The organism is Streptomyces resistomycificus (assembly GCF_001514265.1).
Classification (GTDB): Bacteria; Actinomycetota; Actinomycetes; order Streptomycetales; family Streptomycetaceae; genus Streptomyces; species Streptomyces resistomycificus.
Window position 1 is genome coordinate 627,834 of record NZ_KQ948991.1, and the last position, 13,199, is coordinate 641,032.

The following is a 13,199-nucleotide window of genomic DNA, read 5'->3' on the forward strand; positions in this document are numbered from 1 at the left end:
CGTGTCAGCGGCCCAGTCGGCCCAGCACGGCGCGCGGCCGGTTGGTGATGATGGCGTCGACGCCCAGGTCGGCACAGAGATCGACGTCCTCGAGCTCGTTCACCGTCCAGACGTGCACCTGGTGGCCGGCTCGCTTCAGGCGCTCGATGTACGCGGGGTGATTGCGCACGATCCGGATCGAGGGGCCCGCGATCCCGACACCCGCCGGCAGCCGTCCGTCGCGCAGCCGGGGCGAGACGAACTGCATCAGATAGACCCCGGGAAGCGTGGGCGAGGCGGCCCGGATCCGGTGCAGCGAGCGCGCCGAGAAGCTCATGACGCGCACCGGCGACTCCGTGGCTGCCGCCGGTGCGTCGAGCCCGAAGCGCTTCAGGAGGACCAGCAGCCGCTCCTCGACCTGCCCCGCCCAGCGGGTCGGGTGCTTGGTCTCGATCGCCAGCTCCACCCGGCGCCCCGCGTCGGCGACGAGTTCCAGCAGGCGCTCCAGGGTGAGGACGGAGGTGTCCTCGCGGTCCTCGGGGCGGAACTCCCAGTCGGGCTCCTCGTCGCGCGTGCGCCAGAACTCCCGGTTCCTCCGGGAGCCGAAGTCCAGGGCCGCGAGATCGGCGAGCTCGAGCGCGGAGACCGCTCCGCGCCCGTTGGACGTACGGTTGACGCGACGGTCGTGGACGCAGACGAGATGGCCGTCCGCGGTCAGTCTTACGTCACATTCGAGGGCGTCGGCACCGTCCTCGATCGCCTTCCGGTACGCCGCCAGCGTGTGTTCGGGGGCCTCCTCGGAGGCTCCGCGGTGGGCGACGACCTGGATCCGGTGCTGTCGTGCGAGGGTCACCGCGTCATGGTGCCACCGCACGCGGGTACGTGTGCGAACGGAGCCTTTGGGATTGCGCACCAATTGTCCTACATGGCCTATATAAAGAATGGCCGTGGACGCACAGGCACCGCTTATGGTGCTCTGACGGCCCGTGGGAAAAGCTGACGGCATACAAAACACATGCACAGCTGCATCGCGCCGGACCGTCTGCCCACGCGAAGTGTGAGGCGTGTGACCGAGTGCGACCGACAACATCAGCCGTGGATCGAGGAGAGAAGCTGTGAGCACCGAGAACGAGGGCACCGCGGTACCCCCGGCCCCGTCCGCACCCCCTGTGCCGGTGGATGCTCCCGCGGCTTCGGCGCCCCAGGAGCCCGCCGCTCCCGACACGGGTGCCCCGACGACCCAGCTCCCGCCGACGCCGCCGAACGCCCCCGGCGCCCAGGAGCAGCTGGTGCACGCGGGCCAGGCCCCGGCCTACGCCGCGAGCGGCACCGGTGCCCCGCAGGGTGGCTCAGCCCCGGAGGGCGGCTGGCCGCCCCCGCCGCCTCCGGCCACCCCGTCGTACGCCGACGCCGGCTCCGGTGCGGCGCCCGCGGCGCCTTATGGGGACGGCTCGTCCGGCGGCACGCCGTACGGCGGCTCTGGCGGCACGCCCTACGGTGATGGCGGCGCCGGTGGCGCGGGAGCCTCCTGGGGCGCCGCCTACCAGCAGCCCGCGCCGAAGCCGCGCAGCGGTCGTGGTGGCCTGGTGGCCGCGATCCTGGTGGCCGCACTGGTCGCGGGCGGCCTGGGCGGAGGCCTCGGCTACACCCTGGCCAAGAACGGCGACAACGGTTCCTCGACGACCGTCTCCGCCTCCGACAGCGGCGGCTCCGTCAAGCGCGACCCGGGCACGGTCGCCGGTGTGGCGGCCAAGGCGCTGCCCAGCACCGTCACCATCGAGGCCGAGTCCACCAGCGGCGAGGGCGGCACCGGCACCGGGTTCGTCTTCGACACCGAGGGCCACATCGTCACCAACAACCACGTGGTGGCCGACGCGGTCGACGGCGGCAAGGTGAGCGCGACCTTCCCGAACGGCAAGAAGTACGACGCCGAGGTCGTGGGCCACGCCCAGGGCTACGACGTGGCGGTCATCAAGCTGAAGAACGCGCCCTCGGACCTCAAGCCGCTCACCCTCGGCAACTCCGACAAGGTTGCGGTCGGCGACTCCACGATCGCGATCGGTGCCCCCTTCGGCCTGTCCAACACCGTCACCACCGGCATCATCAGCGCGAAGAACCGCCCGGTGGCCTCCAGCGACGGCACCGGCAGCAACGCGTCCTACATGAGCGCCCTGCAGACCGACGCCTCGATCAACCCCGGCAACTCCGGCGGCCCGCTGCTGGACGCGCAGGGCAACGTGATCGGCATCAACTCCGCGATCCAGTCCAGCAGCAACGGCGGCCTGGGCGGCACCAGCCAGTCCGGTTCGATCGGCCTCGGCTTCGCCATCCCGATCAACCAGGCCCAGAGCGTCGCCAAGGAGCTGATCCAGACCGGCAAGCCCGTCTACGCCAAGATCGGCGCGTCCGTCTCCCTCGAGGACGGCACCGGCGGCGCCCAGATCACCGAGCAGGGCGCCAGCGGCTCCGACCCGGTCGAGGCGGGCGGCCCCGCCGACAAGGCCGGCCTCAAGCCCGGCGACGTCATCACCAAGCTCGACGACACCGTGATCGACTCCGGGCCCACCCTCATCGGCGAGATCTGGACCCACAAGCCCGGCGACAAGGTCACCGTCACCTACGAGCGCTCCGGCAAGACCCGCACGGTCGAACTCACCCTGGGCTCCCGCACAGGCGACAGCTGACCCGCACCGCCCGCGCCACCCGTTACTCTTGTCCCGCGCCGCCGCTGCGGCGGCGCGGGGTGGGTTGCCCGAGCGGCCTAAGGGAACGGTCTTGAAAACCGTCGTGGCAGCGATGTCACCGTGGGTTCAAATCCCACACCCACCGCAGCAGGTCAGAAGGTTGCAGCTCAGAAGGGGTGCCTCTCTCCGGAGGGGCACCCCTTCTGCGTTCCCCAGTCGCCCGGCGTTCGCCCCTGTCGCACCCTGACTCGCGCGTATACCGGGTTCTGACGGAGCGAAAGGGGATTTCAGCGGTTGGTCAAACGATCGTTTATGTAGCGTTGAGCCAAGGGGAGTTTTGCGTGCGGCTTTATGGATACGAGCCCAGCGTTCCCTTGCGCAAGCGTTAGGACGATCGTGATGAGGCGGCGATCTACGTTGATTAGATGCGAATAGGGAATGAACTGCACTGGCCTGTTTGTCGACCTCGGAATGTAGATCACTCGACGATGCGTCAAAGCTGCCAGCCCCCGATGAGACGCGTTGTCGGTGTGAAGCGTTTTGACCTCGCCATCGACCCAGAAGTTGCACAGGAACATGTGGGCAACCTCTTCGTCCGTATCCAGGTTGTCGGTCAGACGGTCGAGCTGTCCTCTCCGATAGCTGGGCTGGATAAACGGGTCGTGGCGGTACTGGGATTTATCGAAGTCGAACAGTGACCGGTACTGTCGATCGATTTCGGTGAAGCGAAGGGTTCGGCCTCTCTCCATGCGTTTGGCGGGTTCGGTCCCCCAATCGCCGGCGCTGGCGAAGGTGATCGCATCTATCAATTTACGTACGTCGTCGTTGAAGGTTGCTGCTGTCAGTGTCAGGGCGTTCTTGTCGCGGATCCGCCCCAAGGTGGACGGAATGTCTTGCGACGGTGGGAGCTGGGCCCCTTGAAGTAAGACGGGGATCACCCTGATCCCACTGTCCAGTGCGGTTTCCGCCTCTCGTCGAACCCAGTCCTGCGGATCAAAGATCCTTGGGCGGCCCACGGAAGAACCGATCCAGTCGGAGCCGATCAGGGCAATGAGGACATCACACGCTGTGATTGCCTGGGCTATTACCTTGGGGAAGTCGACCCCAGGTTCCAAGGAATCCGCGTCCATGAATACATTGGATGCACCAAAACGTTCAGCCAGACGATCGCGCAGCCATCCCGCATAGGGGTCACTATGTCCATGCCTGTAGCTTATGAATACCTTTTTCTCGTCTGAAGTCACGCGTCACCTCGATGCGGCTAGTATCAGCTGACTAGGCAGGAAGTTAGACGGGCCGCTCCGGGTTCGAGCCTACTTTTAACCGACGCTACCGTTAGTTTCGACAGGTGTTCGATATTTGGGGTCCCAATATTCTCAGCCGCCCCACCGGCAGTTTTCTGCCAGGCATATCCGGCGCCACGAGCGCCCTCACCGTCTATCGCTCACGCGGCGGGTCGTGGTCTGTCGTCGTCGAGAGGGGCGACTCGGATTCGAATTCGAAAGTCTCGATGGCGGCGTCGGCGGGGAACTCCGGGTGGTCGTGCCAGACGTGGGCGAAGGCGACCAGCAGGTTCCACGAGGCGCTCGCGTGCAGCTCGGTCGCCGCCGCGGGCCGGGGCGGTGAGGCCCGGTGGTAGCGCACCGCCGCGATCTGTTTGGTCGCGGCCAGCTGCAGGGCTGTGGCTGTGCGGCGGGCCTCGCCTTGGAGTGAGGCGGGGTCGGGGATCCGTGCGAGCACGAAACGCACCAGTCGTGCGACCTGGTCCTCGGCGATCCGCTCCACTCTTTCCTCCATAGCGTGTGACGTGACGCTCCGGCTAGGACGCCGCCCGCAGCAACCGCAACTGCCCGATCTCCGCCACGTTCTTCATCAGCTCGGCGTTCGCCCAGGCGATCATGTCGGCGATGGTGTGTTCGGGGTCGTTCTGCCAGGGGGAGGGGGCCGGGGCGGCCAGGTCGGGGTCGGTGAGGCGGGCGAGGGCGGTCAGCCAGGCGGTGCGGAGGTCGCGGAGCCAGTCGACGGTGGGTTTTCCGGGGCCGGGCCAGGTGACGTCCGTACGGTCGCGGGGCGTACGGGCCTCCACGTGGTCGAGGGTGACGCTCCACCACCAGCCGATGTGCCAACTCAGCCAGCCGACGGTCGGCACCGGGACCGGGTCGGGCTCGGTCTCCGCCCAGTCCGGTGCCCAGGTGCCGTCGGCGGTGCGGCGCACCGTCCAGCAGTGGGACACCGGTTCCCACAGGAAGTCCTCGGGCTCGAGCCGGTCGAGGTGGTATTCGAACAGCGCCCAGGTCAGGTCGAACTGACGGCGCAGCAGGTCGGATTGCGAAACGGTCACCGGCCGACCCTGGCACACCGGTGACCGTCCCAGAAACGGGATTTCCGGGGACTACAGCTCGTGATCCCGGGCCAGTTGCTCCCACGCGACGTCCCGCAGCGCGGGCTCCGCGTCACCACCGGACGGCACCTGTGTCGTGGACTGGAACCAGATGACCGTAAGGGCCGAGCGGTACAGGACCGGGTCGTGGGCCGGGTCCAGTGCCGTGGAGCTGAAGGAACCGACGCACGCCACGGCCGGCAACACCTCCACCGGCCCGAATCCCCCGGCGTACTGGTCGGGGTACTCCCGCGGAGGCGGGACGAGGTGTACCGGGGTGGCGGGGGAGGTGCGCTCGGCGGCCAGCAGAAGGCTCCTGATCTTCATCTCGTTGACCGGCTTGCACGGGTACCCCTCCAGCATCCCGCCGTACGTCGAGGACAGCCGCAGCTCGGAGAGGTCGAGCGAGCGGCCGGAGGAAAGGGTCACGCGAGCCAGGGACATGGTCGGCACTCTAGGGCGGTGGTGCATGGTGCTCCCGTGAATTTCGGGCTCCCTGATCGGTGCGGCCCTGTCTGGTGCGGCTCTGTCTGGTGCTGCCCTGTTCATCGGGGCCTGTGTGAGGGGTCCTGCGCGACGCGCCCTGGGCGAGGCCGTTTCGTCCGGTGCGGCCGACGCCCTCTCCGTCGTTCGCCGTGGCTCGGCTCGTGTCCTGGCGTTTCCGTTACGGCTGGTGCCCGGTCAGCCGCGCCGCCGACGCGATCGTGGCGCGGGCTTCGCGTTCGCTGAGCCCGGTGTGGAGAGCCGCGTCGACCAGCGGGTCGACCAGGGCGGGGCCGATGCCGTCCTCGTACGCGCGGCAGGCCGCCCAGAACAGGCGGGTGTTGCGCTGGCCCTCGTGGGCGGCGAGGACGAACTGGACGAGGCCCTGGCCGTGACCACCGGTCGACGGGGGCGTGGGGTGGTGGGTGCGGGGCGGTGGGAGCAGGAGGCGCAGCAGCGCGGGTGGGCAGGCTCCCGGGGCGAAGTGGGCGGTGCCGGGGGCGGTGGCGTACGCACCGTGGTCGGTGCGGGAACCGGGGCCGACGAGGTAGCCGCCGGCGCCCCGGATGTCGATGCCGGGGGCGAGGCGCCCGGCCGAGTTGGGCACGACGACGTCGGGCGGCCCGCACAGCCACAGGTGGCGGCCGCCGCTGGGGGTCAGCACGACGACCGTGTCGGGGATCGTGAAGAGGTGGCGCAGGGCCAGCTCGCGCAGGGCGGCCGAGGAGTCCGTGCCGGACTTGGTGTCGAGATCCACGCCGATCAGGTGGTGGGGCGGCAGGCCGCAGGCGATGCCGTAGCCGGTCGCCCAGGGGGCGGCGGCGAACAGTTCGCGGATGCGTGCCGGGTCGGTGGTGGCGTCGTAGACCCCGTGGCCGAGGCGTCCGCACTCGCCGTGGCACGGCGGGGTGGCTGGGGCGTCGTGGTGGGGGGAGCGCAGGGCCGGGAGCTTCGTCCGGGACAGGGGGATGACGGCCAGTCCGCGTTCGGCGGCTGACAGGGCGTGTGCGAGGGCCAGCGTCGTGGCCTGCCGGTCGGTGGTGGCCATGGGTCCATTTTCGTATGTGTGTTCGAAAAAGGGAAGGGGGTGCGATCGCGACGCGCCGGGCCGGACGGAATGGCTGGAAATGTGGCGGAACGCTTCATCTCGTGCGGGGCCTGGGAGGGCATGTCCGGAGCCGCCCTGGATTGGTGAGGAAGGTGGCGAAAAGGGTTTATCGACTAGTCGCCACGCTTGAGGGCGAATCGCGGCTTCCAGGGTGGTTCGCCGGGGTTTCGGTGGGCAACTCTGGTCTCGCGACGTCGAGCACCAGACCGGGGCGGTCGGCCAACTTCCCTGGTGAAAGCCGTACTTCACGTACGACCGGCTCCGCAGCCGGTGCGTACATGTTCTGGAGGAACAACATGGCAAGCATCCGTACCGCCCGCGTCATCGCCGCCGTCTCCGCCCTCCCGCTCGCGGCCGCGCTCTTCACCGGCGTCGCGGCGGCGGACAACGGCGCGTTCGCGGACAACGGATCGAGCGCTTCCGTGACCAACGCCGTCGCGGGCGTCGTCGGCAGCGGCGTCGGCGGCGACAACAGCGGCAACTCGTCCACCACACAGCAGCAGGCGGTCGGCTCGGGGGCCTCGAACCAGAGCAACACCGCGCAGGTCAACGGCTCCGCGTTCACCGCCGTGAATCAGGGAAACAGCAACACGTCCGTCACCTTCACCCCACTGTGGTGGTGATCTGAGGGCCTGCGGCCTTCGACTCCGGGGGGCTGTGTGGGGGGGTGCAGTGCGGGGGTGCGACGCGCCTGTGCGGCGGTGCCACGGCATCGCCGCACAGGCGTTTTCGCGTGCGGGGCCCCGACCTTGACACCCGGCCGCATCTGACGGACAGTCAGAAATCTTCGTGGAAACGACGGGGCTCGATGGGAACCGGACCGGCGGCAGCGGTGTACCAGAAGTGTCAACGCGACGCGGCACGGGATGAGCGAGGGGGCGATGGTGGCAGTTGAGCGGGAGGTGAGCGACGGCGGCCAGGGAGAACCCGGGAAGCCGGAGGACACGGGTGGACCGGGGAAGCGGCACGACGAGGGGAAACCTCAGGGCGAGGGGAAACCCCAGAGCTCAGGGACCTCGGAGAACCCGGGGAAACCCGACGACCAGGAAGGCATGGAGAAGCGGCTCAAGGCTTTCGAGGGGCGGCCCTGTGCGGTCGCCGGTGTGGGCAAGGATCCCGTCAACGCGCCCATGATCCGGCACTGGTGCGAGGCGATGGGTGACACCAACCCGGCCTACGCGGGCTCGGATGCCGTCGCCCCTCCCACCATGCTCCAGGTGTGGACCATGGGCGGCCTCTCGGGCCACACCGGGCGGGCGGAGGCATACGACGAACTGCTCGCCCTGCTCGACGAGGAGGGCTGCACCTCGGTGGTCGCCACCGACTCCGAGCAGGAGTACCTGAGAGCGCTGCGGCCCGGCGACGAGGTCGGCTTCCAGGCGGTGATCGAGTCGGTGTCCGGGCGCAAGACCACCAAACTCGGCACGGGGTACTTCGTGACGACCCGGATGGAAGTCCGTGTGGGCGACGGCCTCGTCGGCACCCACCGCTTCCGCATCCTCAAGTACGCCCCCGCGCGCCGGCGTGCGGGGGCCCCACCCGAGACGGCCCTGCTGCCCCGTCCCGTCGTCAACCGCGACAACGAGGGCTTCTGGGCGGGCGTCCGGCAAGGCCGGCTGCTCATCCAGCGTTGCACCGGCTGCGGCACCCCGCGCCACCCCTGGCTGCCGGGCTGCAACACCTGCGGCGGCCCCGACTGGGACACCGTCGAGGCGAGCGGTGAGGGCACGGTCTATTCGTACGTCGTCATGCACCACCCGCCCTTCCCCGCGTTCTCCCCGCCGTACGCGGTCGCGCTGATCGAACTCGCGGAGGGCGTCCGAATAATCAGCAACGTGGTCGGCGTGCCGTACGACAAGGTGCGCATCGGGCAGCCGGTCCGCCTCGAGTTCCAGGAGTACGGCGACGAGTTGGTGCTGCCCGTCTTCCGTGCCGCAGGGGAGGCCGTATGAAACCCGGTGACGCGCTCCCGGCTCTGGAGATCCCGATCACCCGCACCCTCGTCGTCGCCGGTGCCATCGCCTCGCGTGACTACCAGGACGTCCACCACGACGCCGAACTCGCCCGGCAGAAGGGCTCCCCCGACATCTTCATGAACATCCTGACGACGAACGGCCTGGTGGGGAGGTACATCACGGACCACTTCGGCCCGCGGGCCGTACTGCGCAGCGTGGCCATCAGACTCGGCGCCCCCAACCACCCCGGGGACACGATGGTGTTGACCGGCGCGATCGAGGCGGTGGCCGGCGACACCGCCACCGTGCGGGTGGTCGGCACCAACGCCATCGGCAGACACGTGACCGGAACCGTGACGGTCACCCTCCCGGCCGGGGAGGCGGGATGAGCGTACGCACCAGGGACGCGCTCGGCGGCCGGGCGGCGATCGTCGGCATCGGGGCGACGGAGTTCTCCAAGGACTCGGGGCGTAGTGAGCTGGGGCTGGCCGCGGAGGCGGTGCGGGCGGCACTCGACGACGCCGGGCTGCGGCCGGCCGACGTGGACGGCATGGTCACGTTCACCATGGACACCAGCCCGGAGATCACCGTGGCCCAGGCCTGCGGAATGGGGGAGCTGTCCTTCTTCTCCCGCGTCCACTACGGCGGCGGAGCGGCCTGCGCGACCGTCCAGCAGGCGGCGCTCGCCATCGCCGCGGGCGTGGCCGAGGTGGTGGTCTGCTACCGCGCCTTCAACGAGCGGTCGGGGCGGAGATTCGGCTCGGGCGTGCAGCACCGGGAGCCGTCGGCCGAGGGGGTCGCGCTCGGCTGGGCCCTCCCCTTCGGACTCCTCACCCCGGCGTCCTGGGTGGCGATGGCGGCCCAGCGGTACCTGCACACCCACGGCCTGACCCCGGAGGCCTTCGGGCACGTGGCCGTCGTCGACCGCGGATACGCCGCGACCAATCCGGCGGCGTACTTCCACGGTCGGCCCATCACCCTCGCCGACCACGCGGCCTCACGCTGGATCGTCGAGCCGCTGCGGCTGCTGGACTGCTGCCAGGAGACCGACGGAGGTCAGGCGCTGGTCGTCACCTCGGTGGAGCGGGCCCGCGACCTGCCCCACCCGTCCGCCGTCGTCTCGGCGGCCGCCCAGGGCGCGGGCCGGGCGCAGGAGCAGATGACCAGCTTCTACCGCGACGACCTGACCGGCCTGCCGGAGATGGGCGTGGTGGCCCGGCAGCTGTGGCGGACCTCGGGATGCACACCCGCCGACATCGACGTGGGCATCCTGTACGACCACTTCACACCGTTCGTGCTCATGCAGCTGGAGGAGTTCGGGTTCTGCGGACGGGGAGAGGCGGCGGACTTCGTGCACCGCGCCGAACTCCCCCTCAACACCCACGGTGGACAACTGGGGGAGGCGTACCTGCACGGTATGAACGGCATCGCGGAAGGAGTACGGCAGCTGCGCGGCACAGCGGCGAACCAGATACCAGGTGCCGAGCGGATCCTGGTGACGGCGGGCACGGGGGTACCGACCTCGGGTCTGGTCCTCGCGGCCGACGGTTGAGCGGGAGCGACCTCCTCACGGCCGGCCGCGCCCGCTGACGATCTACGCCGAGACGGATGAACCACCAGGGCGGGCACGCACCCCCCAGGGGTCATCCCGCAGTATCTCCGGCCCGCTCGTCCACCTTCAGGAGGTGCAGCCAGCCCCACCCCTACAACCTGAGGGGGACTTGCCTTCGGGACCTGCGGCCGATGAGCCGGACGCGCCCTCGCTCATAGCGTGGAGCCATGACCACACCCGTCTGCACCAGCGCTTCGAAGGCCGCCTCACCGGCGACGCAGACCCTTCCGTACCCCTCGTTCGCGTCGTACGTGAAGGCCCGCCAGCCGGTGCTGCTGCGTACCGCCCGGTCGCTGACCGCGAACCCGTGCGACGCGGAGGACCTGCTGCAGACCGCCCTGACCAAGACGTACGTCGCCTGGGAGCGCATCGAGGACCATCGCGCGCTGGACGGCTATGTGCGCCGCGCGCTGCTGAACACCCGGACCTCGCAGTGGCGCAAGCGCAAGGTCGACGAGTTCGCGTGCGACGAGCTGCCCGAGCCGGAGCCCGTGGCCGCCGGAGACGACCCGGCCGAGCAGCAGGCGCTGCACGACGCCATGTGGCGGGCGATCATGAAGCTGCCGGCCCGGCAGCGGGCGATGGTGGTCCTCAGGTACTACGAGGACCTCAGCGAGGTCCAGACGGCCGAGGTGCTCGGGGTGTCGGTGGGCACGGTCAAGTCGGCGGTGTCCCGGGCACTCGGCAAGCTGCGGGACGACCCGGAGCTGGGCCTGGTCAGGTAACGCGGCCTGCCGCTGTTCCGTTCACCCGCCCCACACGCGTCCCTCCACCCGCTCCACACGCGTCCCTCCACGCGGCCCACACGCGTCCCTTCACGCGGCCCACACGCGTCCCTTCACGCGGCCCACACGCGTCCCTTCACGCGGCCCACACGCGTCCCTTCACGCGGCCCACGCGCGTCTTTCCACGCGTCCGTTCGCGCATCCTCACGCGCCCCGCATCCGCATCCGCCCCCGCCTTACGCCTGCCCATCGCCCCTCACACCACACCGCACACACCGCCTATCTCCTTCACGTCGTGAACGCAACGTGACCTGATCGATCACGCCTTCCTAGTGACATACCACGTGGTATGTGAGCAGACTTTGCGCAACCCTTACCACCGCGTAGGCAATGTCGCCCCGGGAGGACCGCCGTGCTGAGCACCATGCAGGACGTACCGCTGCTGATCTCGAGGATCCTGAGCCACGGGTCGACGATCCACGGCACATCGCAGGTGATCACCTGGACCGGTGAGGGCGAGCCGCACCGGCGCTCCTTCGCCGAGATCGGGGACCGAGCGGCACAACTGGCACACGCCCTGCGCGAGGACCTCGGGGTCACGGGTGACGACAGGGTCGCCACCCTTGCCTGGAACAACGCCGAGCATGTCGAGGCGTACTTCGCGATCCCCTCCATGGGCGCGGTCCTGCACACCCTCAACCTCCGCCTGCCTCCCGAGCAGCTGGTGTGGATCGTGAACCACGCGGCCGACCGGGTCGTGATCGCCAACGGTTCGCTGCTGCCCCTGCTCGCCCCGCTGCTCCCGCACCTGAAGACGGTCGAGCACGTGGTGGTGGCGGGCCCCGGGGACCGTTCGCTCCTGGCGGGCGCCGACGGCGTCCAGGTGCACGAGTACGAGGAGCTCATCGCCGGGAAGCCGACCACCTACGACTGGCCGGAGCTGGACGAACGCCAGGCGGCCGCGATGTGTTACACCTCCGGCACCACGGGCGACCCCAAGGGCGTGGTGTACAGCCACCGTTCGATCTACCTGCACTCGATGCAGGTCAACATGGCGCAGTCGATGGGCCTGACGGACCAGGACACCTCGTTGGTGGTGGTCCCGCAGTTCCACGTCAACGCCTGGGGCCTGCCGCACGCGACCTTCATGACCGGCGTGAACATGCTGATGCCGGACCGCTTCCTCCAGCCGGCCCCGCTCGCCGAGATGATCGAGACCGTCCGGCCGACGCACGCGGCCGCCGTGCCCACCATCTGGCAGGGCCTGCTCGCCGAGCTGACCGCCAAGCCGCGTGACGTCTCCGCCCTCACCCAGGTCACCATCGGCGGCTCGGCCTGCCCGCCCTCCCTGATGCAGGCGTTCGACAAGCTGGGCATGCGGGTCTGCCACGCCTGGGGCATGACGGAGACGTCTCCGCTCGGCACCATCGCCCGGCCGCCGGCCCACGCGGTGGGCACGGAGGAGGAGTTCGCGTACCGCCTGACCCAGGGCCGTTTCCCGGCGGGCGTCGAGGCCCGTCTCACCGGCCCCGGTGGCGAACGCCTGCCCTGGGACGGTGAGTCGGCAGGTGAGCTGGAGGTGCGCGGCGCCTGGATCGCGGGCGCCTACTACAACGGCCCGGGCGCCGAACCGCTGCGCCCCGCCGACAAGTTCAGCGAGGACGGCTGGCTGAAGACCGGTGACGTCGGCACCATCAGCGCGGACGGCTTCCTCACCCTCACCGACCGCGCCAAGGACGTCATCAAGTCCGGCGGCGAGTGGATCTCCTCGGTGGAGCTGGAGAACGCGCTGATGTCCCACCCGGACGTCGCCGAGGCCGCCGTCGTCGCCGTTCCGGACGAGAAGTGGGGGGAGCGCCCGCTGGCCACGGTCGTCCTCAAGGAGGGGTCCACCGCCGACTTCGAGTCCCTGCGGACCTTCCTCGCCGACGAGGGCCACATCGCCAAGTGGCAGCTCCCGGAACGCTGGTCGATCGTCGAGGCGGTGCCGAAGACGAGCGTCGGCAAGTTCGACAAGAAGGTGCTGCGCAGGCGCTACGCGGAGGGCGAGCTGGACGTCACCCGGCTCTGACGGACGCAGGCGGCGGCGCCGGACAGGGCATCCGAGGTGCCTGTCCGGCGTACGCCCCCTTCAGCGTCGTAGCGCGGTGGCGCTCCACCCCAGCACCAGCCACACCCCGGCCACGGCGCAGACCCCGCCCCACCCGAAGTGGGTGAACGCCGAGCCGGCCAGGGCCGAGGCGATGGCGCCGCCCGCGAACCCCGCGACCACC

Annotated in this window: 14 protein-coding genes and 1 tRNA gene; 8 read left to right on the forward strand and 7 right to left on the reverse strand. The window is 69.7% G+C overall.

The window, feature by feature from the left end; translation table 11 throughout:
* Positions 1-4 precede the first annotated feature (4 nt).
* Positions 5-832, reverse strand: coding sequence for a glycerophosphodiester phosphodiesterase (locus tag AQJ84_RS17295; RefSeq protein WP_030041820.1), 828 nt, complete (start codon positions 830-832; stop codon positions 5-7).
* 262 nt (positions 833-1,094) lie between these two features.
* On the opposite strand from AQJ84_RS17295, the gene AQJ84_RS17300 reads away from it, so the two are divergent.
* The gene (locus tag AQJ84_RS17300; protein WP_053193048.1) at positions 1,095-2,663 is read left to right on the forward strand and encodes a S1C family serine protease; all 1,569 of its coding nucleotides are present in this window, start codon (positions 1,095-1,097) and stop codon (positions 2,661-2,663) included.
* Positions 2,664-2,721: 58 nt separating this feature from the next.
* Positions 2,722-2,808 (forward strand) — tRNA-Ser (locus AQJ84_RS17305).
* A 142-nt stretch (positions 2,809-2,950) separates the two neighbouring features.
* Here AQJ84_RS17305 and AQJ84_RS17310 read toward each other — a convergent pair.
* The 5 genes from AQJ84_RS17310 to AQJ84_RS17330 all read right to left on the reverse strand — a co-directional run bounded on the left by AQJ84_RS17310 (position 2,951) and on the right by AQJ84_RS17330 (position 6,574).
* Positions 2,951-3,907, reverse strand: a complete 957-nt coding sequence (locus tag AQJ84_RS17310; RefSeq protein ID WP_078632052.1) for a toll/interleukin-1 receptor domain-containing protein — start codon at positions 3,905-3,907, stop codon at positions 2,951-2,953.
* A 193-nt stretch (positions 3,908-4,100) separates the two neighbouring features.
* Positions 4,101-4,460, reverse strand: a complete 360-nt coding sequence (locus AQJ84_RS17315) for a hypothetical protein (protein ID WP_128092303.1) — start codon at positions 4,458-4,460, stop codon at positions 4,101-4,103.
* A 22-nt stretch (positions 4,461-4,482) separates the two neighbouring features.
* Positions 4,483-5,004: a DinB family protein gene (locus AQJ84_RS17320; protein ID WP_030041825.1), complete on the reverse strand. Its 522-nt coding sequence runs from the start codon at positions 5,002-5,004 to the stop codon at positions 4,483-4,485.
* 51 nt (positions 5,005-5,055) lie between these two features.
* Positions 5,056-5,514, reverse strand: coding sequence for a hypothetical protein (locus AQJ84_RS17325; RefSeq protein WP_030041826.1), 459 nt, complete (start codon positions 5,512-5,514; stop codon positions 5,056-5,058).
* A gap of 193 nt (positions 5,515-5,707) precedes the next feature.
* Positions 5,708-6,574, reverse strand: coding sequence for a bifunctional DNA primase/polymerase (locus AQJ84_RS17330; protein WP_030041827.1), 867 nt, complete (start codon positions 6,572-6,574; stop codon positions 5,708-5,710).
* Between the two features lie 356 nt (positions 6,575-6,930).
* On the opposite strand from AQJ84_RS17330, the gene AQJ84_RS17335 reads away from it, so the two are divergent.
* The 6 genes from AQJ84_RS17335 (at position 6,931) to AQJ84_RS17360 (ending at position 12,997) form a co-directional block, all read left to right on the forward strand.
* Positions 6,931-7,257: a hypothetical protein gene (locus tag AQJ84_RS17335; protein ID WP_030041828.1), complete on the forward strand. Its 327-nt coding sequence runs from the start codon at positions 6,931-6,933 to the stop codon at positions 7,255-7,257.
* A 429-nt stretch (positions 7,258-7,686) separates the two neighbouring features.
* Positions 7,687-8,586 carry a bifunctional MaoC family dehydratase N-terminal/OB-fold nucleic acid binding domain-containing protein gene (locus AQJ84_RS17340; protein ID WP_037803327.1) on the forward strand — a complete coding sequence of 300 codons (900 nt, stop codon included), beginning with the start codon at positions 7,687-7,689 and terminating at the stop codon, positions 8,584-8,586.
* On the forward strand, positions 8,583-8,978 hold the full coding sequence (locus tag AQJ84_RS17345) for a MaoC family dehydratase (protein ID WP_030041830.1): 396 nt from the start codon (positions 8,583-8,585) through the stop codon (positions 8,976-8,978). The genes AQJ84_RS17340 and AQJ84_RS17345 overlap by 4 nt, the downstream gene beginning before the upstream one ends.
* The gene (locus tag AQJ84_RS17350) at positions 8,975-10,141 is read left to right on the forward strand and encodes a lipid-transfer protein (RefSeq protein WP_053193046.1); all 1,167 of its coding nucleotides are present in this window, start codon (positions 8,975-8,977) and stop codon (positions 10,139-10,141) included. Before AQJ84_RS17345 ends, AQJ84_RS17350 begins: the two co-directional genes overlap by 4 nt.
* 227 nt (positions 10,142-10,368) lie before the next feature.
* Positions 10,369-10,926: a SigE family RNA polymerase sigma factor gene (locus AQJ84_RS17355; RefSeq protein WP_030041831.1), complete on the forward strand. Its 558-nt coding sequence runs from the start codon at positions 10,369-10,371 to the stop codon at positions 10,924-10,926.
* Between the two features lie 412 nt (positions 10,927-11,338).
* Positions 11,339-12,997, forward strand: a complete 1,659-nt coding sequence (locus AQJ84_RS17360; protein ID WP_030041832.1) for a long-chain fatty acid--CoA ligase — start codon at positions 11,339-11,341, stop codon at positions 12,995-12,997.
* A gap of 60 nt (positions 12,998-13,057) precedes the next feature.
* On the opposite strand, the gene AQJ84_RS43490 is transcribed toward AQJ84_RS17360, so the two are convergent.
* The gene (locus AQJ84_RS43490) at positions 13,058-13,198 is read right to left on the reverse strand and encodes a hypothetical protein (protein WP_263972040.1); all 141 of its coding nucleotides are present in this window, start codon (positions 13,196-13,198) and stop codon (positions 13,058-13,060) included.
* Position 13,199: the final 1 nt, after the last annotated feature.

Coding starts and splice junctions, on each gene's coding strand:
- AQJ84_RS17315 (WP_128092303.1), bottom strand. CDS start 4,460: ATGGAGGAAAGAGTGGAGCGGATCGCCGAGGACCAGGTCGCACGACTG.
- AQJ84_RS17325 (WP_030041826.1), bottom strand. CDS start 5,514: ATGCACCACCGCCCTAGAGTGCCGACCATGTCCCTGGCTCGCGTGACC.
- AQJ84_RS17330 (WP_030041827.1), bottom strand. CDS start 6,574: ATGGCCACCACCGACCGGCAGGCCACGACGCTGGCCCTCGCACACGCC.
- AQJ84_RS17335 (WP_030041828.1), top strand. CDS start 6,931: ATGGCAAGCATCCGTACCGCCCGCGTCATCGCCGCCGTCTCCGCCCTC.
- AQJ84_RS17340 (WP_037803327.1), top strand. CDS start 7,687: ATGGAGAAGCGGCTCAAGGCTTTCGAGGGGCGGCCCTGTGCGGTCGCC.
- AQJ84_RS17345 (WP_030041830.1), top strand. CDS start 8,583: ATGAAACCCGGTGACGCGCTCCCGGCTCTGGAGATCCCGATCACCCGC.
- AQJ84_RS17350 (WP_053193046.1), top strand. CDS start 8,975: ATGAGCGTACGCACCAGGGACGCGCTCGGCGGCCGGGCGGCGATCGTC.
- AQJ84_RS17355 (WP_030041831.1), top strand. CDS start 10,369: ATGACCACACCCGTCTGCACCAGCGCTTCGAAGGCCGCCTCACCGGCG.